Source organism: Mucilaginibacter sp. P1_A3 (genome assembly GCF_056406855.1).
In genome coordinates this window covers 345739-370846 of sequence record NZ_JBFTZJ010000004.1, presented here as the reverse complement: position 1 = coordinate 370846, position 25108 = coordinate 345739, and the positions used below count along the sequence as shown (strand labels likewise).

Sequence of the window (25108 nt, the reverse complement as noted above, 5' to 3'; positions counted from 1 at the left end):
AAAAAACCTACTCTTTTGCCGCTGTTGGTAAACGGGGTGGTGTTTTAATACTGATGGTAACCGAAGGGAGATCGGGCTGCCCGGCATCAACCCATGCCGAATACCAAAAACTACCAACCGAGAGGATTGACGCCCGCATTCGCCGTTCAACCATGCCTTTCAATATTTTTTGATAGGCCAGGGTATAGGCTGGCGAATAATCTTTGATCTCTTTTTTGCCATGCAGTACCATGCTGTATTTCTTATCAGCCGGGAAACTTCTGGTCAAAATTCTTTCAAAACGCAATACGGTATCCACACTTTTAAAGGATGTGCGGCAGATCCTGAAGGCCTCGGCCAGTGGATTTTCAATGTAATGCGCCTTCCCAACCTTTAAATTATACTTATCTCCGCAAAGCTCGGGTATACGGCTTTCCCATAAAGCATGTATGCCGGTTTGAGCGCTTAACTGGCCGTTATAGTTTTGGGTAAGATGCAGCGGCACATGAGCATCGGCAATGTAATGACCAAGGTTGGCTGATGTGTTGAGAATGGCGGTGGTATCATGAGCCTTAAACGCCCGCACCAGTTAATAATACTGGTATTGTATGGTCCATGGAACGGTGCCATACTTATCCAATGTATCTGCCGAATATTTGGCTGCCGCATCGGTCCATTTCTGGGGCATCGCCGCCCATGGGTGTTTGCCATAGTGGTCGGCATCAAAAAAATGTCTGGGGGCTTCTGTAGAATCAACGTAACGGCGTTTATCGGCGCTTACGGCATGCTCAACAATGTAGTTGATGTTGGCCTTGTAAAAAGGCGCCATGCCCTTGGGGAGGGTGTAAACGGCCATGCGGTTGATGCGATAATGGGCAAAGAAACCCCATGACGAGCAGAGTATAATTAAACCGATGCCTGATAAACCTAAAACGATACTCCGCTTCATGAAGTAAATATGGGTTTAAGTTTTGAGTTTTAGGGCAGAGGAACTATAATTTTCCTACATAAAGCTTGGTATCATAATTAATGGTGATCATATCATTTTGTTGGTGTTTATTAAAAAGATTTTTTAAGTGGGTCATCATTGATTCATACCCTGTTTCATCTTTTGCGGGCATATACGACGAAGAAAGTAACCGACCGGCCAATCCATCAAAATCAAATATCTGCTTGTTTTGAAATACTTCCAGTTTAACTGGTTCGGGAGCAAAAAAAGCACCGATATGTTCCTTATCAATATTACGATGGTCAACTTTAACATAATCCTTACCATGTTTTATAATGAGTTGATCATACTCTTTTTCAAAATCCGATGCTGTTTTTCGTTCATTCCATATCAGGGCTATAAAACCACCAGGCTTTAATATTCTTTTAAACTCAGTCCGTGTTTTTACAGCATCAAACCAATGGAACGCCTGCCCGGCTATAACCGCATCCAAACTGCCCGATTCGAGGCATGTATTTTCGGCAGTGCCATTTATCGCTTTAAATCCGGGAAAAAGATTCAACAGTTCTATTGATTTTTTCCTCATCTCCAGGTTGGGCTCAACGGCTATTACTTTATAGCCGGCAGTAAGGAATAGTGCTGTGGATATCCCCGTGCCTGCCCCGATATCCGCAATTAGTTTATCTCTGGTCAGAGCATAATTATCCTCCAAAAATTCAACAATTGTTTTGGGATAGTGGGGCCTGTACTTCACATAATCATCCACCCGATTACTGAACCTGGTTGTGCTGTTGCTTGTCATGTTGCGTTGGTTGACTATTGAAAAAAGCAGCATTAGGTTAAATTTGTTTTCAATAATTTAACCCGATGGGTTTAATAGTTCCCAAAACGAGCTAAGCAACTGAATTTAACTTAAAAACTAAAATTAAAAACAACTTGCATATTTAAATTTATCGCCCTATATTTGCAGTCCTTAAAATAAGTAGAAAAAGAATAACAAAGCTATACGATGGCAAATCATAAATCATCTTTAAAAAGAATCAGATCAAACGCTGCGAAGCGTCTGCGCAACAGGTACCAGGCTAAAACAACCAGGAACGCTATTAAAAAATTAAGAGGCACTACCAGCAAAGCTGATGCAAGCGCTCTATTAACTAAAGTGATCTCTATGCTGGACCGTTTAGCTAAAAAGAACGTTATTCACAAAAACAAAGCTTCAAACAATAAATCGAAGCTTACTAAATTTGTAAATACTTTAAGCTAACATTAGCTTCTAAAAATATTAAAAGGGATTTTACCATTGGTATCATCCCTTTTTTTGTTTGCAAGGTTTTTCATACTTTAATGCCGTGGAAAACTACGATAACAAGATCGGTATAAAATCATGGGCCGAAGAAGATCGCCCGCGCGAAAAACTGAGCGGACAGGGTAGACGGGCCTTAACCGATGCCGAACTGATTGCCATCCTCATAGGCTCGGGCAGCCGAAACGAAACTGCTGTTGAGCTCAGCAAGCGCATCCTGCACCATTACGAGAATGATTTGAATAAGCTGGGCAAAGCCTCCATTAGCGAATTATCTAAATTTAAAGGAATAGGAGAGGCCAAAGCCATATCCATTATTGCCGCATTGGAGATCGGCCGCAGGCGTAACGACAGCGAAACTAAAGCGGTAGATACCATTGGCAGTAGCCGCGATGCTTATAATATCATGCGCCGGCACCTGGTGGATCTGAATCACGAAGAGTTCTGGATCATCTTACTGGGCCGCTCGCAAAAAGTGTTAGGCCGAGAACTCATCAGCAAGGGGGGCTTAGCTGCCACGATATGTGATCCTAAAATTATTTTTCACGCCGCCTTACAGCACCAGGCCAGTGGTATTATATTGGTACATAACCATCCATCGGGCAATTTAAAGCCCAGCCAGGAAGATCTTACACTCACCAAAAAATTGATTGCAGCCGGCAGGGTGCTTGATATCAGCATCTTTGATCACCTCATTATCACCGACAATGGCTTTACCAGTTTGGCCGATGCCGATTTGATGTGAGGGCGGATGTGCAGATTTCAGATTGCAAATGTGCAGATGGTTTGATTCGATATTAGCTAAAAATTTACTCCAAAAAATGAAATTCAATCTGATAAATAAATTTTTCAAAGGAAACCAGGATGGATCTTTTGAACTTCCGGATGGTTTTGCGGCTGATGAAAAGCAGAAAGAGCTCATTAAGGAAATTTCGTTAATGAAACCTGAAAAGAGAATGGGAAAAGTTATTTTCTATGGTGACTCTGCCGATCCGCAATATTACCCGCTCATAAAATGGACCTTACTTTACGATAGTGATATCAGTGTTAAGTTTTCGGCTTTGAAAAGAATTCACTTATTTAAGGCTGATCCAGATGTTGTTAAAACCCTGGAATTATTGGGCCAACAAGGTAATAGTAAGAATCTTGAACCTTATTATTCAATGGCAATGAGCAGAGTAGGAATAATTTCAAAAGAGGAATTTGAAAAACGGATAAATCAATAAAGTTAATCTTCATTTGCGTAATGTGCTAAAACTTCATCTGCACATCTGAAATCTGCATATCAGCACATCACTATTCACCCTAAATTGTATCTTTGCCGATTATCATTTCTGAATAATGAAGATATCGTATAACTGGCTTAAAGAATTTATTGATACCGATAAAAATCCCCAGGAAATTTCAATCATCCTTACCGGTACCGGTTTGGAGGTAGAAAGCCTGGAAAAAGTGCAACCCATCCCCGGCGGATTAGAAGGCCTGGTGATAGGTTTTGTAAAAGAGTGTGTTCAACACCCCAATGCTGACAGGCTACGGATCACCAAAGTTGATGTAGGTGGCCCTGAAGACCTCCAAATTGTTTGCGGAGCTGCTAATGTGGCTGCCGGGCAAAAAGTGGTTGTAGCTACTGTGGGCACTACTGTATACCCAACTGCAGGTGAACCATTCAAGATCAATAAATCAAAGATCCGCGGTGAGGTATCTGAAGGAATGATCTGCGCCGAGGATGAGATAGGCCTGGGAACCGATCATGCCGGTATCATGGTGCTTGATGCTGATGCTGTAGTTGGCACATTAGCAAAAAACTACTTCAAGCTACATGACGACTTTATGTACGAAATAGGCTTAACGCCTAACCGTGCGGATGCGACATCGCATTTAGGTACAGCCCGTGATATTGCCGCGTTTTTAAAGATCGGCATAAAAAAACCTGATGTGAGCGAGTTTAAGGTTGATAATACCAGCCGGACTATTGAGGTTGTGGTGGAGAACGAGCAGGCAAGTCCGCGGTATTCTGGTTTAACAATTAGTGGTGTTGAGGTTAAGGAATCGCCAAAATGGTTAAAAGAGAGGCTGGCTGTTATCGGCATCCGTTCTATCAATAATATTGTGGATGTTACCAACTATGTGCTGCATGAACTTGGGCAGCCATTGCATGCTTTTGATGCCGATGAGATAAAAGGGGATAAGGTACTGGTTAAAAACTACGCCGAAGGAACTGTTTTTAAAACGCTGGACGACGTTGATCGCAAATTATCAGAGAACGATTTGATGATTGGTAATGCCGAAGAGCCAATGTGTATTGCCGGTGTTTTTGGCGGCGCGCAATCCGGGGTTAAATCGACTACTAAAAATATATTCCTGGAGAGTGCTTATTTCAATTCGGTATCGGTACGTAAAACATCTAAACGCCATGGTTTAAAAACCGACGCATCATTTAGGTTTGAGCGTGGTACAGATCCGGATATGACTGTTTTTGCTTTGAAGCGTGCGGCGTTGTTAATACAGCAGGTTGCAGGTGGTAAGGTATCGTCACAAATTTCTGATCATTATCCTGCTCCGGTTGCACCTTTTGCTTTCGATGTTACTTATAAAAATATTGATAGGCTAATTGGCCAGGAAATTACACATGGCGAGATCAAGGCGATCATCGAGGCGCTTGATATCAGGATAGTGAATGAAACTGCGGATTCGCTGTCGTTACAAGTGCCCCCATATCGTGTTGATGTAACCAGGGAGGTTGATATTGTTGAAGAGCTCCTGCGGATTTATGGCTACAACAATATTCATATACCTACACAGATCAGGGCTTCGTTGAACACTTCGCAAAAGGCGGAGAAGGATACCGTTCAAAACCAGATTTCGGATTTATTGACAGCTAATGGCTTTAACGAGATCTTATCTAATTCGTTAACAAAGTCTGCCTATTCAGATAATCTGGATGTTGCTGTAAAGATTTTGAACCCCTTAAGCAGCGATCTGGACGTAATGCGCCAAACCCTACTGTATTCTGGTTTGGAAGCCATTGCTTATAATCAAAACCGCCGCAGTGCCGATTTGAAGTTTTACGAATTTGGTAAAGTGTACAGCGTGAAGGATGATAAATACAGCGAGGTTCAGCGTTTTTCTATTTTCATTACGGGTGCAGATGTGGCCGAGCAATGGAATCAAAAGCAAAAGCCCGTTTCATTTTACAACCTGAAAGCTATTGTTGACGGTATTTTGAAAAGGTTAAGCATTACCGATTTTGTTGTTGAAGATGCTACCTGCAGTAAACTGGCTTTCGGGCTGCAATACATGTTAAATGGAAAGCAGCTGGTGAAGTTTGGTACCGCAGGCGCAAACGCGCTGAAAAAGGTAGACGTAGACAAAGAAGTATTTTATGCTGACTTTAACTTCGATATGGTATTGGCAGCGGTACGTAAAAACGTAATAGTTTACCAGGAGGTTTCTAAATTCCCGGCCGTTCGTCGTGACTTGTCTATGTTGGTTGATAAAGCTGTTTCATTTGGCCAGCTTAAACAAATAGCGCAGCGAACAGAACGCAAGCTATTGCAGGAAGTTAGTGTATTTGATGTTTACCAGGGCGATAAATTGCCGGCGGGTAAAAAATCATATGCGCTAAGCTTTATTATACAGGACAGCGAAAAAACGCTTACCGATAAAGCCATTGATTCCATAATGCAGAAATTAATTTATAATTTAGGAAAAGAAGCAGGAGCGGAGATTAGGAAGTAATTATTGAATTATTGAGTTAGTGAATTAGTGATTTTTCGCTTTTTTATTAAGTCGGTAAATAAATTGAATAATTCCGAAATTTAGTAAATCAATAATTAAAAATGCCTTCAGTAGCAGAACAGTTAAATAAGATAGTTGAGAAAACCGAAAGGTTAATTGAGCTCTGCGCTGCTCTGCAGGAGGAAAATGATTTGTTGAAACTGGAGAGTGAGGCCCTTACTGTTGCACTTGATGCAAGCAAAAATAAGACGAAAGACCTGGAAGAAAAGCTTCGTGTATTGAAACTTGCAAAATCATTTTCAGAAACAAATGAAAAAAGTGTTGACATTAAGCAAAAAATTAACGACTTTGTGCAAGAAATAGATAAGTGTATTGTATTATTGAAAAAATAGTACAAAAAGTGAAAAGCTCAATGGGAGAAATCTCAATAAAAATAAATATTGCTGACAGAGTTTACCCCTTAAAGGTGAACATGGAAGAAGAAGAGATAATACGCAGAGCGGCCAAACTAATTAACGACCGGATAAAAGAATATCAGGAAAATTATGCGGTGAGGGATAAGCAGGATCTGCTTTCGATGTGTGTGCTGCATTACGCAACATCATCATTAAAAGCCGAGAAGAAGGTTAACGTTGAGGATACTGACGTTGCTGAAAGGGTTTACAAGTTGGACCACATGCTGGACGAATTTTTTTCGAAGTAATAAACGTTCTTTAAATATATACAGAGCACATTTAAGATTTAACCGCAGTTAAATTTTGGGTTTCACTATTAAAAACTTAACGCTTCAATATGAGCGGATCAAAGAGGCATGCGTTACTATATGTACTAACGTAACCCATGATTCCAATATCCGAAATGAAGTTTTTAAATACATGATACTCGAAAATTAGTTGCGGTTTTTTTATATACATACATACCAATAAAACCTAAAATGGACATATTACTATACGGAATAATCGGGCTTTTACTCGGTACCTTTGCTGGTATCGGTATTGGCCGCTTCCTCTTACGGAAGCTTTTTAAAGACCAGGAGACATCGGCACAAAATAAAGTGAAAAAGATTTTGAAAGATGCCGAAAACAATGCCGAGATCCTGAAGAAAAATAAGTTACTGGAAGCCAAAGAGAAGTTTTTACAAATGAAAGCTGAGCATGAGCAGGAAGTAACCAACAAAAACAACAACATTAATCAACGTGAAAATGGTGTTAAACAAAAGGAGCAATCATTAAACCAGCGCCTGGAGAACATGAACCGCAAGGAGAATGAGCTGGATAATACGCGCAAAAACCTGGAGAAACAAACCGAAATTGTTGTTAAAAAACAAGAGGAAGTTGAAGTTTTGAAAAACTCACACGTACAGCAATTGGAAACCATCGCAGGTTTATCTGCCGATGATGCCAAGAACCAATTGGTTGATACTTTACGTGAAGAAGCCCGCTCAAAAGCCATGATCCAGATTAAGGATATTGTTGACGAGGCTAAACTTACCGCTACCAAAGAGGCTAAAAAGATAGTTATCCAAACTATCCAGCGTACTGCTACCGAGAGTGCTATTGAGAACACAGTTTCTATTTTTAATATAGAGAATGATGAGATCAAAGGCCGTATCATCGGTCGCGAAGGTCGCAACATACGGGCTTTAGAGGCTGCAACCGGGATTGAAATCATTGTTGATGATACCCCTGAGGCGATCATTCTTTCGGGATTTGACCCTGTAAGGCGCGAAATTGCAAGGCTTGCCATGCACCGTTTGGTAACCGACGGCCGTATTCACCCTGCCCGTATTGAGGAGGTGGTTGCTAAAACTAAGAAGCAAATTGAAGAAGAAATTGTAGAAATAGGCGAGCGTACCGTAATTGACCTGGGTATTCATGGTTTACACCCCGAGCTGATCCGTATGGTTGGCCGTATGCGTTACCGCTCATCTTACGGGCAAAATCTGTTACAGCACTCACGCGAGGTAGCCAACTTCTGCGCTACTATGGCTGCCGAATTGGGACTTAACGTGAAGATGGCAAAACGTGCCGGCTTATTACATGATATTGGTAAAGTGCCTGATGATAACCCCGAACTGCCACACGCTATTTTGGGTATGCAATTAGCCGAAAAATATAAAGAGCATCCAGAGGTTTGTAACGCGATTGGTGCTCACCATGATGAGATCGAAATGACCTCGATGTTATCGCCGATAATTCAGGCTTGTGATGCTATCTCAGGTGCCCGTCCGGGTGCCCGCCGCGAGGTTGTTGAAAGCTACATTAAACGCTTGAAAGAACTGGAAGAGCTGGCTATGTCATATCCTGGTGTGGAGAAAACTTTTGCGATACAGGCTGGCCGTGAATTGCGGGTTGTGGTTGAAAGCGAAAAGATTAGCGATGCTCAATCAGAAGTATTGGCTGCCGATATATCAAACCGTATTCAAACAGAAATGACCTATCCGGGCCAGATAAAGGTTACCGTGATCAGGGAAACCAGGTCTGTAGCCTTCGCAAAATAATTAGCGAAAAAAAATTAATGCAAACCCTTTCGGCTATTAGCCGGAAGGGTTTTATATTTACAGTAAAATGGCTTCAAGTAAAACATCAAACAACAAAAAAAGTGACATGCCGGGGAAAACAACGGATGCTGATGGCACCCGTGCGGTTGATGTTTATTTTGCCAAATATGCCGAGAGTCACCAAAACTCAACAAATGAGTTGATTCATTTTATTTGTATCCCGCTTATTGTATTTAGCCTGCTTGGATTAGTATGGTCTATTCCGTTCCCTAATCTTAGCTTTTTAGGGGCCTACAATGGGGTGTTTAACTGGGCATCGTTTTTAATAGCTTTTAGCATTTACTATTATCTTAAGCTATCACCCATGTTATCGTACCTGATGCTATTTATATTGTTTGGCTTTAGTTACGCTATCATTGGGATAGAGCATTGGCACAAAACAGGTGGCCCTGCACTGTGGCAGGTGAGTTTGATCATTTTCCTGGTATCATGGGTTGGGCAATTTATAGGGCACAAAATTGAAGGGAAGAAACCGTCTTTCCTTGATGATATTAAATTTTTGCTCATCGGCCCCATATACCTGCTTCACCTGGTACTTAAAAAGCTTTCTATTAAGTATTAGATTAAAGCGAAAATCCTCATCCTCATGAGGATTTTAAAAGACGACTAATCTTGTAAATCAGGCGCTAAACTATTTACTCCGCGAAATAGTGATGCAAACCTGCTTGCCATTTGGTTAAACAAACCTTCATCAACGCAATACCTGATATTGCCTTTATGCCCGGCAACTTTTATTATTCCCAGGGTTTTTAATTCAGCAATATGCTTGTTAATTGTTTCATGGTTAAATGGAATAGTGTGGAAATTTTCTTTCGTTATTGAATTGCCATTGGTTATTATAAGGCGGATGATTGCCACCCGTACAGGTAGTGCTAAAGCTTTGGCAAAGTTGGCAAGTTCGTTATCAGTGTTTGAAAATTTAGAATCAATAAAAGGCATAATTATTCAACGATGTTAATGAAAATTGGTGCTGCGACAAATGAACTTATAACGCAAATTCGTCGCGATTAAAATAAATGGTTAATGAAGGGGGCTTTATGAGCAATTGTCACTAAAAAAACATGCTAGGTCCCTGCTGAAGGTTTCTACAATCAATAAATGAAAGTTTTCTAAATTTTCAAATTTTCCAGGTACGGATGAGGGAAAAGATATTGTCTGAATAAATAGTCTTAAAATTCCGGAAGAAGTTTTTTGTAATAGACTGGTTTTGGGCAAAAAATAAGCGCGTTTGAGCAAATCTAAGAAAGGGTGTGGCAAAAAGGATAAGGTTTTTACCGGAAATTACTCTTGGCCGCGATAAAAGAACAAAAGGGACCGATTTATTACCATCGTAATGGGAAATTGTACTGTGGTAAATTTTGGCGCCGCTTTTATTTAAAATGGAATATGCTTGTTTGTTGCTTGTATTGTGGTCTTTTGCACACCTTGTAACATAAACGCATGAAAAAAAGAGGTATAACACCGCTATAAATAAAGATAAAATCTTTTTGCTTACAGTGGCTGTGTTCATATTATACCGCAGGATGGATTTAAAATGCCAAATGTATGCGCCTGATATTAGCCCCGGGTTAATAAATGATTAACATAACATCACTGAGAAGTAGTATTTGTTAGATATGAGGAAATTATCGCTCAAATATGCTGTGGAGGTGTAATTTGTAATTTTGCTAATGCTCTTTTGTTGCGACTTAGCTAACCGGATTATTGATTGCATTAAGCATATCTTCAAACGCTTCGGTATATTCATTCCAACGTTGCTGGTTTACATCATATAATGATTTTTTGCCATCAATGGTAAATGTAATGAGATGTGCGTCTAATAATTCCTTTAAGTGATGAGATACTGTTGGCTGCGCGAGAGGCAATATTTCAACTATCTCGCCACAGGTAAGATGAGGGTGTTGCGCCAAAATACGTAATATAGCTATCCTTGCAGGATGAGAAAGCGCTTTCGCTATCATTGATATATCCTGATCTATTAAGGAAAATTCAGCTTTTTTGTGATTAGCCATATTAAAATTGTGCTGCAAAGATATAATTGAAACCAAACAGTGGATGCATTTAACTTAAATCTTCATCTAATCTTCATTTATCTGCAATCTAAATTCAATATAAATTTAATATCTAAGATATTCGATTTGATAATTTTGAGTTAACATGAAATTAATACGCCCCGGGTAGTTTTGCAGCTGATTAAAATTAGCACGTGAAAAAATTACTCATCCTTTCGTTAATATTTACTTTTTATACCAGTTTACTATTTGCGCAGGGAACTGGCAAAATTGCCGGTAAAGTAATAGACCAAAAAACAAGCGAAACTCTTATTGGTGCATCTATTGGCATCCAAGGCTCAACTAACGGTGCATCTACCAATGTTGACGGCCACTATATATTAGCAGCGCTTCAGCCCGGTAAGTACATTATCATTGTACGGTATATAGGTTATCAAAGCAAATCGATATCCGATGTTGAGGTGAAAGCCGGAGTTGTAACTAATCTTGATGTGGCCTTGCAGGAAGCCACTACCCAGGCGCTTAAAGAGGTTGTTGTAAAGGCCACCTTTCGCCAGGCTTCTGTTGCCTCGTTATATGCGGTTCAAAAAAACAGCGCATCTATATCGGATGGTATATCATCGGAAACTATCAGGAAATCACCAGACAGGAGTACGGCCGATGTGTTAAAAAGGGTAAGCGGAGCAACCATACAGGATAACAAGTTTGTTGTTATCAGAGGATTAAGTGACCGATATAATACAGCACTGCTGGATGGAGCTCAACTACCCAGTACAGAGCCTAACAGAAAAGCATTCTCATTCGATATTGTACCTTCTAATCTTGTAGAAAATATCGTCATCAGTAAAACCGGAACTCCTGATTTGCCTGCTGATTTTACAGGTGGTGCGATTCAAATCACCACTAAAGACCTTCCTGATCAGAATTTTGTTACACTGGGAATTGGCGGCGGTTACAATACCGCGTCTACTTTTAAGGATTTTAAAAGTGGAACAAGGAACGCTACTGATTACTTGGGATTTGATAATGGCGACAAAAGTTTAGCTGCTGGTTTTCCTTCATCCACCAGGATAATAAATGGCCTTACAACAGAACAGAATATATCGGCCCTTAAAAAATTACCACAGGATTGGAATATCTATAATAATAAAGCCTTGCCTACTCAAAACTACCAGTTTACTATTGGCAGGGTAAAAAACTTTGAAAAAAGCGGAAACAGGTTTGGTGCTATTATTTCATTAACATACCGTAATTCGCAAAATATTTACAACGATGTAGTGCGTGATTATTATGATTACGATTACAAGGATAATATTTACAAGTTCTCGACCAATATAGGCGCGTTAGCTAATTTTGGTTACACTTTTGGCAAGAATAAAATAACCTTTAAAAATACCTACAACAGGATATATGACGACCAGTTCTTATCCAGGACAGGTACAAACGCTGCAACATCAAGTGATGTAAAGTTTTTTGCCTTTGACTTATTGCAAAAATCTTTACTAAAATCTACTATTGAAGGTAATCATCCTATAGGAGACAATAATGCTAAAATTAACTGGTCATTAAGTTATAGTAATGTATTGAATGATCAGCCAGATCAGCGTAAAGTTAGTTACACAAGGCTTATTGCAGATAGAAATAATCCGGACGTTGGCTTTGGAGCCAATTTATCAACATTAGGAAAAGACAATGCAAGGCAATATTCAAAGTTGAATGAAAACGCATATTCTGCAGCCGTTAATTATTCGCAGCCAATAAAAATGTTTAATAAAACGGCAACATTAAAAACCGGGTTAAACTCTTTTTATCGCGACAGGAATTTCGACATCAGGTTTATAGGCGTCTTGTTAAGAAATGATGATCCGGAAGTGAGAGAAAGACCTTTAAGTACCCTTTTTGGCAAAGACCTTATCAACAATAATATTTACAAAATTGATGAGATTAATCCTAAGCCTGATTCTTATTCGGCAAATTCACTTACAAATGCCGGCTATGCAATGCTGGATAATAAGATAGGTGAAAATTTCAGGGTAGTTTGGGGAGCCAGGGTTGAGCAGTTTAAACTGGATCTGACATCAAAAGACAATTTAAATAAAGTAAAACAAAATTATGTTGACGTACTTCCATCAGCTAATTTCACCTATAGCTTAACAGAAAAAATTAACTTAAGAGCATCCTATTACCGCACATTGGCCCGCCCGGAATTCAGGGAGTTAGCTACATCAGCCATTAATGATTATGAATTATTGGCATCGCTGCAAGGTAATCCTAATCTTAAAAGAGCCCTTATCAATAATGCCGATCTTCGTTTTGAGTTTTATCCATCAGCCGGTCAGATAATCTCAGTTTCCGTTTTCTACAAAAGATTCAAGGACGCGATTGAAACATATAACCAGGATGCAGGTTCACAACGTATTATCACTTATTTTAATACAGATAAAGCTACTGTTTATGGGGCTGAGTTTGAAGTGCGGAAATCATTAGATTTTATTGCTTCCGGCAATTTTTTCAAAAATACTACAGCTTACGCCAATGTCGCTATAATCAAATCAGAAGTATTTAACCCATCTGATGGAAGTATAAACTTTCTTGAAGCCAAGCGTCCGCTTGTAGGGCAAGCGCCTTACGTAATCAATGCAGGTTTACAGCATAGCTTCCTGAACAATAAATTAAACTTTAATGCTTTGTACAACAAAGTTGGCAGAAGGCTTTCTATAGCAGCCGGCGCGGCCTTCCCAAGCGTTTGGGAAGCTCCGAGAGACGTAATTGATTTGCAATTGGGTGTTAAAGTTTTAAAAGGTAAAGGTGAGATAAAGTTTAATGCGGGCGATATTTTAAACCAGCAAAGCACTTTATACTATGACAATAACACGAGCAAAAAATATGAAGCGAATGCAGATCAAACCCTGAGCCGCTTTAAATCAGGAAGCAATTATTCATTTGCTTTTAACTATACATTCTAAAATAAACTTAAACCCTGTTATCTATTAAAAACTATTTGAAAATTAATTTATCACACCCAATTAATTACCCAATTAACAATAAATAATAAAAAACGAAAATGAAAAAAATCTTATTAATGGCTGCGTTAAGCCTAAGTGTACTTATATCAGGTTGTTCAAAAAGCAGCCCTGATGATGGGGCTGTTAATCCTCCCGTAACCAGCAATGTTGTTGAAGTTAGTGCCGATGTTACTGCTAATACCACATGGACGGCCAGTAAAATTTACCTTTTGAAAGGCAATGTTTACGTTACCAACAATGTTACGCTGACTATAGAGCCAGGAACAATAATTAAAGGCGACAAAGCAACAAAGGGTGCATTAATTATTACACGTGGCTCAAAAATAAACGCCACAGGAACAGTGGATAAACCAATTGTATTTACTTCAAACATTGCCGCAGGCGGCCGTTCACAGGGTGACTGGGGTGGATTAGTTTTATTAGGTAAAGCACCTAATAACCTTGGTACTTCAGTGGCTATTGAAGGTATATCTGATGCTACAGATAAAGCCAAGCATGGTGGTACTGATGCAGCTGATAACTCAGGTGTATTAAAGTATGTACGTATTGAGTACGCAGGTATTCCATTAGGCCCTGATAACGAATTAAATGGTTTGTCATTAGGTAGCGTTGGCTCTGGTACTACAATTGAGTATGTAGAGGTTTACCGTTCAGGAGATGATGCTTATGAGTGGTTTGGTGGTACTGTAAATGCAAAACACTTACTTGCAATTGATAGCTGGGATGATGATTTTGATACAGACAATGGTTTTTCAGGTAAAATACAATTTGGTTTAGCACAGCGTTTAGCTGCAACTGCCGACGTTTCTGGATCAAACGGATTTGAATCTGATAACCTAAGTTCAGGTACTAATGTTACCCCACAAACAAATGCAGTATTTTCAAATATGACCATATTAGGTCCTAAAGAATCTGCAACTTTTACTTCTATAAACGCAAACTTTCAACATGGTGCTCAAATCCGTCGTAATTCAGCAATCAGCATATTAAATTCAGTTATTGCAGGTTACACAGAAGGTATTTTTTATGATGATGCATTACCGGCTGGTGGTACTGAGAATGCTTCTGCCAACTATATTGCAGGTAAATCAGTATTTGCTAATAACCTTATTATAGGCAGCAATGTTAAAAATAACCAGATAAAAGCATCTAATGCAACAACTCTAGCATTGATTACACCTAAAATCACTTTAAACAATATATTTACTGTTGATGCTTATGCTTCTTCGGTTTATACAGATCCGTATAAATTTGCAGCAGATTTAGCTCCTGCAGCAAGAGCAGGTGTACCAAACTTTATCCAAACTGCTACATCTGCAGCATTAACCGGTGCATTATATACTGATGCAAAAGTTGCTGATGCCTTCTTTGAGAAAGTTGCTTACAAAGGCGCATTTGGAACAACTGATTGGAGTGCTGGTTGGGCTAATTTTAACCCGCAAGTATTGCCTTACACTACACCAGGTGCAGTAAAATAATTCAAAATAATATAATAAAAGAGAGGGGAGCGTTTGCAACGCCCCCTTTCTTTTTAAATTAAAATAAAGAAATTGCTTACATTTATAGCTAATAGCTTATTACATTAAACAGATGTTAATATAATAATACAGTGTTAATCTTAAGTTAACATTAGGGGCTGACTTTTGTGTTCAAAATAAACACAAATGAAAAAGCTCTACTTTATCCTTTTATCACTGCTGATCATCGGGGTTGCTAATGTCGCTAATGCGCAGATTACCACCTCTTTAGTTAGTGGAAAAGTTACCGATCAAAAAGGTGTAACCTTGCCAGGTGTAACTATTACCGTACTTAATACAAGTACCGGTACACGTTACGGTTCGCAAACCAACTCCGATGGTCGTTACACAATTGCCAACGTTAACCCGGGTGGTCCTTATACCATCACTGCTACTTTTGTCGGATTTAAAAAAGATGAAAGATCAGATATCACTTTAAGTTTAGGTACAGCTACCTATAACTTCGCGCTTGCCGATGAAACTACAACTTTATCTGAAGTGAAGATTAAAGGTACTGCCGGTGGTACAAAAACAGGTGCAAGTACCCGCATCAACCAAAATCAAATCAAAAACCTGCCAACTATCAACCGCAGCTTACAGGATTTGACAAGGTTAACACCTCAAAGTAACAACAACTCTTTCCAGGGAACCAACTACCGTTACAATAACGTAACACTGGATGGTGCCATCAATAATGATGCGATTGGTTTTAGCCCATCATTAGGCGGTCAAAACAACGCTTCTGGTCAGGTTGGTAGCAGTACACGTACAAGCCCGGTATCATTAGATGCTATACAAGACGTACAGGTATTGGTTGCACCTTACGATATTAAAATTGGTAACGTATTGGGTGGTAGTATAAATGCTGTAACCCGTAGCGGTACAAATGATTTTTCGGGTTCAATTTATGGTTACGGTCGTGGTGCTTTCTTAGTAGGCCCCAATAACGCATCTGCCGCTGCAGGTGGCGATGGTTCAAAAATACCTTCTACATTTCATGATTACCAAACCGGTATCCGTTTAGGTTTCCCAATCATTAAGAATAAATTATTCTTCTTCACCAACGAGGAGATTGCCCGTCGTCAGGATCCTGTTATCCGTGGTGCAGATGCAAGTGGCTCAAGCCAGATCCTTAGCTTACAGGATGCTAATAAACTTGTTGCCGCGTTTAAAACATTTACAACCAGTGCGGCCAATCCAAATGGTATTGATCCGGGTACTTATTCAAATACTTCAATCTATTCGCACTCAAATAAATTCTTTAACAGGTTAGATTGGAATATAAACGATAATAACCAGTTAACCATCCGTAACAATACCATCAGCTCAACAGCTACAAACTTAGAGCGTGATCAACAAAACTTCCGTTTTGGTGGTATTGATTATGTATCTCATAACAACTCAACATCAACGGTTGCTGAGTTAAAATCAAGGTTTTCAAATAGCGCGAGTAACAGTTTAGTTATTGGTTACTCAAACGTACATGATTACCGTGATCCTACTTCAGATCCTTCTTTGCCGCAAATTGAAATAACAGGCCGTACCCCGGGTACTACCATATTTATGGGTACCGACCGTGAGGCTGCTATATTTGATATGCACCAAAAAACTACTGAGTTTACCGACAACTTTACTTTAACAAAAGGTAGACACACATTTACGTTTGGTACACACAACGAGTTTTATAACATCACTTACAACTTTGTAAACGCATGGAATGGTCGTGTTGCTTACAGCAGTATCGAGAATTTTATAGCAAACTCACCTTCACGTGTACGTGCTAACTTTAACTATACTGATAACACTCGTGATTATATAATAGCTCACCCATCAGCTAAATTTAACGTTAACTTGTTAAGCTTATACGGTCAGGACGAGATACAGCTTACTGATAATTTCAAATTAACTGCAGCTTTACGTTTGGATTATGCAGGCGTACCTAACAAACAGCCATTGAGCAGCAAAACAACAAATGCTCCTGTTGATCCTAACTACGGCAATACATTTACCTACACTAAGCCACGCGACATCAAACAAAATTATTTGAACAATGTTGAGTTTAACCCACGTTTATCATTCAATTATGATGTAAATGGCGATCAAAGCTTAATTGTACGTGGTGGTAGCGGTTTATTCACCGGCCGTGTACCTTTTGCATGGTTTGGTTATGCGTTTTACAACAACGGTGCTACTTATGGCGCTTATGATAATAAATCTGCTCAAAAAGTTGGTACTAACCCAGTTCAAACATCTCCAACAGGAGGTTTAAACTATGTTAATCAGCAAGGTTTCAATACTGCAGCTACAGGCCCAACCCAGGTAGATTTAATTGACAATAAATTTAAAATGCCACAGGTTTGGAGAAGCAGTTTAGCGTTTGATTATACAACTGATGACCAATGGAAATTTACTTTGGAAGGTATTTATACTAAAACCGTTCATGATTTGAAATTCCAGCAGGTAAATACTAAGGATAGTGTAACTTATTATTCTTACGATACCCAACACCAACAGCCAATATTTGTAAATCAAAAAGTTAACTCATCATATACTAATGCTTATGAGTTATCAAACACAAGCCTTGGCTACCGTTATAGCTTAACAGCGCAGGTAGGTAAAACATTCCCTTTTGGTTTAAGTGGTAACGTTGCCTATACTTATGGCCATTCAAAAGATGTTACCAATGGTATCCGTAACTCAATGGAATCAAACTGGCAGTTAAACCAGGCTTTAAATCCTAATAATCCAGGTTTAGCCAACTCAAACTTTGATATCCGTCACCGCATCGTTTCAAACGTAAACATCCGTCATGACTGGGATGCTGCCAAAAACTACACTGCAAACTTTAGCTTCTTCTTTAGCGCGCAATCTGGTAACCCATATACTTATGGTTTTTATCCAAGTTCAATTGACGGAACAGGCCAACAAGTTAGTTTAGCTTACATTCCTAAACAAGGCGAAACAGCTAACTTCTTTACTGATATAGTAGGTGGACAAACTGCTGCACAACAAGCAGCTGCATTTGATGCCTTTATTGATAAAAGCAGCTACTTATCATCACGTCGTGGTAACTTTACTCAACGTAATGGAGGGTTTACGCCATGGAATAATCAACTTGATTTCCGTTTTGCTCAAGACTTTAAATTCGGTAGCGGTAAACACAAACAAGTGATCACTTTCACTTATGATATTGTTAACCTTACTAACTTGCTGAACAAAAAATGGGGTCAGTATTACTTCTCAGCTAATACTTTCAACTCAACTTCAAGCATTGGTTTAGCTCCAGCTAAAAACGGCACACCAAGTTTTGGTAATGCAGCAACAAGCTATCCAAAATATACCTTTGCAGATCCAGGATTACCATATTCTGTTGATTTATTTGCTTCACGCTGGCAAATGCAGTTTGGTATACGTTACGCTTTCTAACATTACTAAACACACCATAATAGTAAGTCCCTGCAGGTTTATCCGGCAGGGACTTTTTTAGTTTGTATGGTCAATCAGTAATGGCCTGTTTATACTTATTCTTAAAATATAAGTAAAACGGAATTCCGCTTAAAATTAAAAACAGGCCGATAATGGATGCCTGGGTTTGGGTAACAATGGTATTTATCACCAGGATAACGCAGAATAAAATAATGATGATGGGAATTACAGGGTAGCCAATAACTTTGGCTGTTACAATGCCTTTCATCTTCATCCGTATCAGTCCCAGCGTAGTTAAGCCGAAAAACGCGTACGATGCAAATATAACCAGGTTAGTAATTTGATCGAAAGTGCCGCTGCAAACAAGTATCACGCTCCACACAGCCGAATAAAGCAGCGCGATATGCGGGGTGCTGAATGATGGATGAACTACAGCTGCCTTTTTAAAGAAAACGCTCTCCTGCGCCATCCTAAAATAAACTCTTGGATACGATATAATGCAGCCGTTAAGTGCGCCAAAGGTACATACCATAATAAGTATAGCTATAATTACAGCACCGGCTTTACCCATTAATATGCGGGCAACTTCGGCAGCCGCTATCTTATCGGCACCCAGCACGGCCAATTGTGATACCGGCAATACTTTCATATAGGTATAGTTAAGCAATACATACAGCGTCATGGCGATGCCTACGCCGCCGATAATAGCCAATGGTATATTGCGTTTAGGGTTTTTGATTTCGCCGGTAACAAAAGTAATATTAGCCCAACCATCATAAGCCCATAGCGCGCTAAGCATGGCGCCAAATAAGCCACTAAATAAGGCTGCGCCCTGCGGATGAGTTACAGTAGATGTTGTCGCCTGGCTTGCGACAGAGTGATTGCTGTACATTAACCCCGAAACGATAAGCAGTAAGATGCCCAGTATTTTGGCTGCCGTTACAATATTGTTTAAGATCCCTGCCTTATTTACGCCCCTGTAGTTTACCCAGGTTAGCAACATAATGGTAAGTACGGCCAGTATTTTAATTCCCGAATCGGCAAATGGATATATGGATTGCGAGATGCCGACATCTTTAAATGTATTAAGTGGGTTGGGTAACGGAATAAGCGTATTGACAGACTGTGCAAATACAAATGATAAAGCCGCGATGGCGCCACTACCAACTATGCTGAAGATTGTCCACCCGAACAAAAAGGCAACAAAGTCTCCATAAATAAGGCGCAAGTACTCATAAACTCCACCTGTTTGGGTGGTCATGGAGGCAAGGCCTGCATAGGTAAACGCGCCAAATATGGTAATAATGCCCGCTATTACCCAGGCCATTAAAATATAAGGCTCGCTGCCCAGCGTTTGCGACATGGGCACAATTTTTTTAAACACGCCCGAACCGATCATGATGCCCGCTACCAGCAAAATGCCGGTGGGCAGGCCAAGTACCTGTTTTAAATGGCTGCCATTTTGAGTATTGGGTTTGTTTTCCTGCATGATCTTTTGGGGATTTTGAAATGATCAAACAATATAAGTTAATTCGGGAGATAATATTGTGACAGTGTAGATAGGTATAAAAACAAAAATACTCCACCGGGCAGGCCGATGGAGTATTTTTGTTATGGGGGGATATTTAAAATGCTATTCTATAAATTTTTACCCAGTTTATCTAAAATATCCTGTGGTACCTGCTCCAGATCAAGCACCAGGAAACCATCCAGGCAATCGGCAAATTTAGGATCGATATTAAAGCTGATAATTTTCGCGTTAAGGGCGATGTATTGGCGCAGCAATACAGGTACTTTCATATTGCGTGTTTCTACTTCTGATATCAGGTTATCCAGGCCTTTAAAGCTATCCTCGCCAGCCATTAATAAATCGGTATCAATACTTGAAAAATCAACCTTGAACTTTTTACGCGGCTTTACATATTGTGCCAGTTCATGATCAAAGTGATTCCGGTTTATATAATCAACTATGAGAGATTTGGAGAATTTTGAAAACGAGTTGCTGATACTTACCGGCCCAATCAAGTACCTGTATCTTGGGTTATCTATCAAAAATTTAAGAATGCCTTTCCATAGCAGGAATAGCGGCAGCGGCTTGGTTTGGTATTCCTTGCGGATCCATGACCGGCCAAGCTCTAAACTTTTACGCAATACGGGGGTAAACTGGGTTTTAAGTTTAAAAAGCTCGGTAATGTAAAAGCCCTTTTTACCTACGCTATAAAATATCTCATCGCCCAAACCAATACGGTAGGCGCCTACAATCATTTTAGCCTCAAAATCCCAGATGAAAAGGTGGTTATAATAAATATCGTATTCATCAAGATCGATACTTTTGTTGGTGCCTTCTCCAATCTCCCTGAAAGTTACTTCGCGCAGGCGCCCAATCTCGCGTATTACATTTGGGATAACCGATGTAGGTACTATAAATACCTCATAGTTTTTTTCGGTCCATACCTTATAATTCTCCCTCAGGGGGGCAATTTCCTTTTCAAGTGTTACCGCATCAATTTCGGGAACAATATCGGTTGGCAGTCTTTTTATCTTAAACAGGTTGCGCGGGTTGAATATCTTTTTTTCTTCCTCTAAACCTGTACCTAAAGCATAAGTGCGGGCGCGTAAAAAGTTAAGCAGCTTAGCGCTGTTATTATAATCAGGAATCTCCAGCACGTTAATGGGTTTACCAATACGCAACTTAATGGTATGCCCATGCTTGTTAAATAACTCAGAAGGCAGCTTAGCCGTACGCAGGGCAGGGTGGATAAGACTTAATAAATTAAATAGTAAGCCATTATTGCCATGGAAATAAATAGGTACAACAGGTACTTTAGCCTTGGCTATTATTTTACCAACCACCGGGTGCCAAAGACGATCAGTCACCTGCTGTTGCTCCACTTTAAAGGTTGATACTTCGCCGGCCGGAAAAATACCTATTGGCGTACCGTTATTCAAAAGCTCGAGCGTGTTTTTTAAACCGCTGATGCTTGAAGAGTGCTCTACGTTTTCAAATGGATTTACAGCAATAAAAAAGTCGGTAAGGTTAGGGATCTTTTTTAGCAGGAAGTTGGCCATCAGTTTGGCATCAGGCCTTACTGTTAATAACAGTTTTAAAAGTACCAGGCCCTCAATACCACCATAGGGATGGTTGGCAATAGCAATAAAACTGCCTGTTTTGGGTATGTGCCTCAAGTCGCGTTCATCAAATTCAATGTCAATACCGCAACCGGCCAAAATTGCATCAATAAATTCGATGCCTTGTTTGGGCTGTGCCTGGGCAAACAAATCGTTTACCTGGTTAATTTTCATGATTTCCATCAACAAAGCGGCCAGGCCAGGCATTTTCAGCTTATCAAGTTTAGTGGCTTTGGCAAACTCTTCGGTGGTTATTACTTTCATTTTTAAATAACAATGTATTTTATTAATAAATAATATTCTGAAATTTCATTTACTTTAAGGCCTGATAGTTCATAATGATGAAGACGCATATTAAAACTTACCTATCCATAACTAAAAAAGAATGGAACGGAATGGTAGTGTTAATTATTTTAACTGCATTGGTTTTGGCAGCTCCATATATTTATCAGGCAAACCGCAAAGATAATACAATAAATTTTAATGATTTTAATAAAGCGGCTGCGATACTTGCCAAAGCTAAAGGTATAGAATTGGATGACGATCTGGCTAAAAAAACTGATAGACACGTAAAAATCAACCTGTTTGCCTTTAATCCTAATAATTTACCGGTGGCCGATTGGGAAAAACTGGGGCTAACAGCGCATCAGGCAAACGTCATAAAAAACTATGAGGCTAAAGGCGGCAGGTTTTACTCAAAAGCAGATGTTAAAAAAATCTACTCTATTACTGATACTGACTATATACGCCTGGAACCTTATATCAACTTACCGGCAAATGATCATTACACAAAGAAAGCTGCTCCCGGCGAGGTTATAGAAGTTAATGGCGCCGATTCTGCAAGGCTCATTATGATCAGGGGGGTAGGGCCAGCATTCGCCAGGCGTATTATAAGATACCGGGAGCGTTTAGGTGGCTTTTACAAAAAGGAACAATTGAAAGAGGTGTTTGGTATCGATGATATTAAATTTGCCGAAATTAAGGATGGTATAGCTGTAGATGGGAAAAACGTTAGAAAACTTAACGTAAATACGGCCACCTTTAACCAATTACAACGTTTCCCTTATTTGAGCTTTAAGCAGATGAATGCCATTTTGGAATATCATACCCAGCACGGCGATTATGAATCAATTGACGATATGAAAAATATTGCCATACTGGATGACGGAATTTTGCGTAAAATTGGGCCTTATTTAGTTTTTAAATGATTACCGAGCAAATAAAGAAAGCCATACGCGATATTCCTGATTTCCCTAAGCCAGGGATAGTTTTTAAGGATATTACTCCGATATTAAAAGATCCCATTTTGTGCGATAATATTATCAATGCCTTTGTGGAACAATTGAAGGGTACCCGGATTGATGTTATAGCAGGTATAGAAAGCAGGGGATTTTTATTTGGACTTACGCTGGCCACCAAATTGGGTATCCCGTTTGTGCCTATCCGCAAAGCGGGCAAGCTGCCATTTACTATAAAACAGAAAGCATACAAATTGGAGTATGGCGATGCGATAATAGAATGCCATACAGATGCCTTTGAACCCGGGCAGCATGTCCTGATTCATGATGATCTGCTGGCTACCGGCGGCACAGTAACTGCCGCCAGTGAACTCATTGCAGAAATGGGCGGCATAGTAGCCGGTTTCTCCTTTGTGGTTGAGCTTGGCTTTTTAAAAGGCCGCGAAAGGATAGCATCTATCAGCGATACGCTGGTGGTATTAGCTGAGTATTAGCTTTGCAGTATCAAGTAGCAAGATTTTTGATGTTCAGATGATTCTGTCTGAACCAGAATTTTCGGAATTAAAGAATTAATAGAACTTAATTCAGAAAATCTCAATAGTTCGACAAAATCCGGTTTGACTTGATTTTTTGCGTTAGGGATCGGCGCGGATACCGGCCCATGTGGATAAGGCCTGTGTAGTATGAGCATAGAGCCCGGCCGCAGGCAACGCCAGTAGCAGTATCAAGTAGTTAATATCAGTATCAAGACTATGCCCTAAGTGGCAATTAACCTGCGATCAGCAATTTTTTTAAAAATATTTTTCACTCCTTTTCTTACCCAAAAATAACCCTATTCAAACTAAACCTGTTTTTCATACCAGATACCATTTTGTACTTCTATTCAGGTGCATTTTTGGTGAAACCAAGCTGATAATTAAATCGTTAATTTGTATAACCAGTTATATAAATTAGTATGGAAACTTTACTTACAGACGGTCCGACAATAGGCGGATTCGACTTTTCTATGAACGAAAATCAGCACATGGTAGGTCAAATGGCAAGGGATTTTGCCGAGCGGAATATTAAACCTCATGTAATGGAATGGGATGAAGCCCAGGTTTTTCCTGTTGAACTTTTTAAGAAATTGGGCGAGTTGGGTATGATGGGTGTATTTGTGCCCGAACAATACGGTGGCTCGGGCTTTGGTTATTTTGAATATGTTACCGTTATTGTGGAGATAGCCAAAGTTTGCGGCTCAATTGGTTTATCGGTTGCAGCTCATAACTCGCTATGTACCGGTCATATCCTGGCTTTTGGCAACGAGGAGCAAAAAATGAAATGGCTGCCCAAACTGGCTACAGCTGAGTGGCTTGGTGCCTGGGGATTAACGGAAGCCAACACCGGATCTGATGCTTTGGGGATGAACACCACTGCGGTATTGGATGGCGATCATTATATAGTTAACGGTTCAAAAAACTGGATTACGCATGGTAAATCGGGCAATGTTGCCGTAGTCATGGTGCGCACCGGGGCAAAAGGCGATTCGCACGGCATCTCGGCACTGGTTATTGAAAAGGGAACTCCTGGCTTTACCCATGGTAAAAAAGAAAACAAACTGGGCATGCGTGCTTCAGAAACTACTGAATTGATCTTTGATAACTGCCGCGTACCCAAAGAGAACCTGCTGGGTGTAGAAGGCGAAGGCTTTAAACAGGCGATGAAGGTGCTGGATGGCGGTCGAATTTCTATAGCTGCATTATCATTGGGGATAGCTAAGGGAGCCTTTGAGGCTGCAGTGTCATACTCTAAAGAGCGTAAGCAGTTTGGCCAATCTATCAGTAACTTCCAGGGCATAGCTTTTAAGCTGGCTGATATGGCAACCGAGATAGAGGCATCAGAACTCTTGATCATGCAGGCTGCCGACCTCAAAAATCGTCACCAGCCGGTAACCAAACAATCGGCTATGGCCAAATACTTTGCATCAGAAACCGCAGTGCGTGTAGCTACAGAGGCAGTGCAGATCTTCGGGGGCTACGGCTACACCAAGGATTTCCCGGTGGAGAAATACTATCGTGATGCCAAGCTTTGCACCATAGGAGAGGGGACAAGCGAGATACAGAAGATTGTAATAAGCAGGGAAGTATTGAGATAGTATCAAGTAGTTAGTATCAAGTATCAAGATTGAATAGTTTATATAAATGCCTGGTATTGGAGTGATTGCTTCGATATTCGGCATTTAACATTAA

General features: G+C 40.0%; 21 protein-coding genes. 14 read left to right on the top strand and 7 right to left on the bottom strand.

The window, feature by feature from the left end; all coding sequences use genetic code 11:
• Positions 1 to 7: 7 nt before the first annotated feature.
• From AC1D0K_RS10460 to AC1D0K_RS10450, 3 genes are read right to left on the bottom strand one after another with little or no spacing between them, the layout of a single operon-like run.
• Positions 8 to 565 carry a phospholipase C/P1 nuclease family protein gene (locus AC1D0K_RS10460; RefSeq protein ID WP_477395027.1) on the bottom strand — a complete coding sequence of 186 codons (558 nt, stop codon included), beginning with the start codon at positions 563 to 565 and terminating at the stop codon, positions 8 to 10.
• A 3-nt stretch (positions 566 to 568) separates the two neighbouring features.
• Positions 569 to 928: a phospholipase C/P1 nuclease family protein gene (locus AC1D0K_RS10455; RefSeq protein ID WP_477395029.1), complete on the bottom strand. Its 360-nt coding sequence runs from the start codon at positions 926 to 928 to the stop codon at positions 569 to 571.
• A gap of 43 nt (positions 929 to 971) precedes the next feature.
• Positions 972 to 1763: a class I SAM-dependent methyltransferase gene (locus AC1D0K_RS10450; protein WP_477463053.1), complete on the bottom strand. Its 792-nt coding sequence runs from the start codon at positions 1761 to 1763 to the stop codon at positions 972 to 974.
• A 174-nt stretch (positions 1764 to 1937) separates the two neighbouring features.
• Here AC1D0K_RS10450 and rpsT point away from each other — a divergent pair, with 174 nt between their 5' ends.
• The 8 genes from rpsT to AC1D0K_RS10410 all read left to right on the top strand — a co-directional run bounded on the left by rpsT (position 1938) and on the right by AC1D0K_RS10410 (position 9094).
• A complete protein-coding gene (gene rpsT / locus AC1D0K_RS10445) occupies positions 1938 to 2192 on the top strand; it encodes a 30S ribosomal protein S20 (protein ID WP_295717223.1) in 255 nt (84 codons plus the stop codon).
• Between the two features lie 85 nt (positions 2193 to 2277).
• Complete coding sequence (gene radC / locus AC1D0K_RS10440) at positions 2278 to 2976, top strand: RadC family protein (RefSeq protein WP_477395034.1); 699 nt, start codon at positions 2278 to 2280, stop codon at positions 2974 to 2976.
• Positions 2977 to 3052: 76 nt separating this feature from the next.
• Positions 3053 to 3457 carry a hypothetical protein gene (locus tag AC1D0K_RS10435; protein ID WP_477395036.1) on the top strand — a complete coding sequence of 135 codons (405 nt, stop codon included), beginning with the start codon at positions 3053 to 3055 and terminating at the stop codon, positions 3455 to 3457.
• A 115-nt stretch (positions 3458 to 3572) separates the two neighbouring features.
• Positions 3573 to 5972 carry a phenylalanine--tRNA ligase subunit beta gene (gene pheT / locus AC1D0K_RS10430; protein WP_477395038.1) on the top strand — a complete coding sequence of 800 codons (2400 nt, stop codon included), beginning with the start codon at positions 3573 to 3575 and terminating at the stop codon, positions 5970 to 5972.
• 101 nt (positions 5973 to 6073) lie between these two features.
• Entirely contained in the window at positions 6074 to 6364 is a 291-nt protein-coding gene (locus AC1D0K_RS10425) for a hypothetical protein (RefSeq protein ID WP_295717229.1), read from the top strand.
• A 20-nt stretch (positions 6365 to 6384) separates the two neighbouring features.
• Complete coding sequence (locus AC1D0K_RS10420) at positions 6385 to 6675, top strand: cell division protein ZapA (RefSeq protein WP_295717230.1); 291 nt, start codon at positions 6385 to 6387, stop codon at positions 6673 to 6675.
• A 231-nt stretch (positions 6676 to 6906) separates the two neighbouring features.
• On the top strand, positions 6907 to 8472 hold the full coding sequence (rny, locus tag AC1D0K_RS10415; RefSeq protein WP_477394993.1) for a ribonuclease Y: 1566 nt from the start codon (positions 6907 to 6909) through the stop codon (positions 8470 to 8472).
• Between the two features lie 67 nt (positions 8473 to 8539).
• Positions 8540 to 9094 (top strand): Mpo1 family 2-hydroxy fatty acid dioxygenase, encoded by a 555-nt coding sequence (locus tag AC1D0K_RS10410; RefSeq protein ID WP_477441917.1) that lies wholly within the window; start codon positions 8540 to 8542, stop codon positions 9092 to 9094.
• Between the two features lie 44 nt (positions 9095 to 9138).
• Here the strand turns inward: AC1D0K_RS10410 and AC1D0K_RS10405 are convergent, their stop codons facing one another.
• Entirely contained in the window at positions 9139 to 9471 is a 333-nt protein-coding gene (locus AC1D0K_RS10405) for an arginine repressor (RefSeq protein WP_295717236.1), read from the bottom strand.
• 749 nt (positions 9472 to 10220) lie between these two features.
• The gene (locus AC1D0K_RS10400; protein ID WP_477441914.1) at positions 10221 to 10544 is read right to left on the bottom strand and encodes an ArsR/SmtB family transcription factor; all 324 of its coding nucleotides are present in this window, start codon (positions 10542 to 10544) and stop codon (positions 10221 to 10223) included.
• A 194-nt stretch (positions 10545 to 10738) separates the two neighbouring features.
• Between AC1D0K_RS10400 and AC1D0K_RS10395 the strand changes: the two genes are divergently transcribed.
• The 3 genes from AC1D0K_RS10395 to AC1D0K_RS10385 all read left to right on the top strand — a co-directional run bounded on the left by AC1D0K_RS10395 (position 10739) and on the right by AC1D0K_RS10385 (position 18513).
• On the top strand, positions 10739 to 13510 hold the full coding sequence (locus AC1D0K_RS10395) for a TonB-dependent receptor (RefSeq protein ID WP_477394985.1): 2772 nt from the start codon (positions 10739 to 10741) through the stop codon (positions 13508 to 13510).
• 98 nt (positions 13511 to 13608) lie between these two features.
• Positions 13609 to 15048, top strand: a complete 1440-nt coding sequence (locus AC1D0K_RS10390) for a hypothetical protein (protein ID WP_477394983.1) — start codon at positions 13609 to 13611, stop codon at positions 15046 to 15048.
• A gap of 186 nt (positions 15049 to 15234) precedes the next feature.
• Positions 15235 to 18513, top strand: coding sequence for a TonB-dependent receptor (locus AC1D0K_RS10385; protein WP_477441912.1), 3279 nt, complete (start codon positions 15235 to 15237; stop codon positions 18511 to 18513).
• Between the two features lie 70 nt (positions 18514 to 18583).
• Here the strand turns inward: AC1D0K_RS10385 and AC1D0K_RS10380 are convergent, their stop codons facing one another.
• Both AC1D0K_RS10380 and AC1D0K_RS10375 read right to left on the bottom strand, forming a co-directional pair.
• Positions 18584 to 20002 (bottom strand): APC family permease, encoded by a 1419-nt coding sequence (locus tag AC1D0K_RS10380; RefSeq protein WP_477394979.1) that lies wholly within the window; start codon positions 20000 to 20002, stop codon positions 18584 to 18586.
• 149 nt (positions 20003 to 20151) lie between these two features.
• Complete coding sequence (locus tag AC1D0K_RS10375) at positions 20152 to 21906, bottom strand: lysophospholipid acyltransferase family protein (RefSeq protein WP_295717248.1); 1755 nt, start codon at positions 21904 to 21906, stop codon at positions 20152 to 20154.
• 74 nt (positions 21907 to 21980) lie between these two features.
• On the opposite strand from AC1D0K_RS10375, the gene AC1D0K_RS10370 reads away from it, so the two are divergent.
• From AC1D0K_RS10370 to AC1D0K_RS10360, 3 genes are all read left to right on the top strand, one after another.
• Entirely contained in the window at positions 21981 to 22850 is an 870-nt protein-coding gene (locus tag AC1D0K_RS10370) for a ComEA family DNA-binding protein (RefSeq protein WP_477394975.1), read from the top strand.
• A complete protein-coding gene (locus AC1D0K_RS10365) occupies positions 22847 to 23374 on the top strand; it encodes an adenine phosphoribosyltransferase (protein WP_295717250.1) in 528 nt (175 codons plus the stop codon). The genes AC1D0K_RS10370 and AC1D0K_RS10365 overlap by 4 nt, the downstream gene beginning before the upstream one ends.
• 461 nt (positions 23375 to 23835) lie before the next feature.
• Entirely contained in the window at positions 23836 to 25014 is a 1179-nt protein-coding gene (locus AC1D0K_RS10360; RefSeq protein ID WP_477394972.1) for an acyl-CoA dehydrogenase, read from the top strand.
• Positions 25015 to 25108: the final 94 nt, after the last annotated feature.

What these genes read in the sequence shown, in the direction of transcription:
- AC1D0K_RS10455 (WP_477395029.1), bottom strand. Translation starts at nt 928, where the DNA reads ATGAAGCGGAGTATCGTTTTAGGTTTATCAGGCATCGGTTTAATTATA.
- AC1D0K_RS10450 (WP_477463053.1), bottom strand. Translation starts at nt 1,763, where the DNA reads ATGCTGCTTTTTTCAATAGTCAACCAACGCAACATGACAAGCAACAGC.
- rpsT (WP_295717223.1), top strand. Translation starts at nt 1,938, where the DNA reads ATGGCAAATCATAAATCATCTTTAAAAAGAATCAGATCAAACGCTGCG.
- AC1D0K_RS10435 (WP_477395036.1), top strand. Translation starts at nt 3,053, where the DNA reads ATGAAATTCAATCTGATAAATAAATTTTTCAAAGGAAACCAGGATGGA.
- pheT (WP_477395038.1), top strand. Translation starts at nt 3,573, where the DNA reads ATGAAGATATCGTATAACTGGCTTAAAGAATTTATTGATACCGATAAA.
- AC1D0K_RS10425 (WP_295717229.1), top strand. Translation starts at nt 6,074, where the DNA reads ATGCCTTCAGTAGCAGAACAGTTAAATAAGATAGTTGAGAAAACCGAA.
- AC1D0K_RS10420 (WP_295717230.1), top strand. Translation starts at nt 6,385, where the DNA reads ATGGGAGAAATCTCAATAAAAATAAATATTGCTGACAGAGTTTACCCC.
- rny (WP_477394993.1), top strand. Translation starts at nt 6,907, where the DNA reads ATGGACATATTACTATACGGAATAATCGGGCTTTTACTCGGTACCTTT.
- AC1D0K_RS10410 (WP_477441917.1), top strand. Translation starts at nt 8,540, where the DNA reads ATGGCTTCAAGTAAAACATCAAACAACAAAAAAAGTGACATGCCGGGG.
- AC1D0K_RS10405 (WP_295717236.1), bottom strand. Translation starts at nt 9,471, where the DNA reads ATGCCTTTTATTGATTCTAAATTTTCAAACACTGATAACGAACTTGCC.
- AC1D0K_RS10400 (WP_477441914.1), bottom strand. Translation starts at nt 10,544, where the DNA reads ATGGCTAATCACAAAAAAGCTGAATTTTCCTTAATAGATCAGGATATA.
- AC1D0K_RS10390 (WP_477394983.1), top strand. Translation starts at nt 13,609, where the DNA reads ATGAAAAAAATCTTATTAATGGCTGCGTTAAGCCTAAGTGTACTTATA.
- AC1D0K_RS10385 (WP_477441912.1), top strand. Translation starts at nt 15,235, where the DNA reads ATGAAAAAGCTCTACTTTATCCTTTTATCACTGCTGATCATCGGGGTT.
- AC1D0K_RS10380 (WP_477394979.1), bottom strand. Translation starts at nt 20,002, where the DNA reads ATGCAGGAAAACAAACCCAATACTCAAAATGGCAGCCATTTAAAACAG.
- AC1D0K_RS10375 (WP_295717248.1), bottom strand. Translation starts at nt 21,906, where the DNA reads ATGAAAGTAATAACCACCGAAGAGTTTGCCAAAGCCACTAAACTTGAT.
- AC1D0K_RS10370 (WP_477394975.1), top strand. Translation starts at nt 21,981, where the DNA reads ATGATGAAGACGCATATTAAAACTTACCTATCCATAACTAAAAAAGAA.
- AC1D0K_RS10365 (WP_295717250.1), top strand. Translation starts at nt 22,847, where the DNA reads ATGATTACCGAGCAAATAAAGAAAGCCATACGCGATATTCCTGATTTC.
- AC1D0K_RS10360 (WP_477394972.1), top strand. Translation starts at nt 23,836, where the DNA reads ATGGAAACTTTACTTACAGACGGTCCGACAATAGGCGGATTCGACTTT.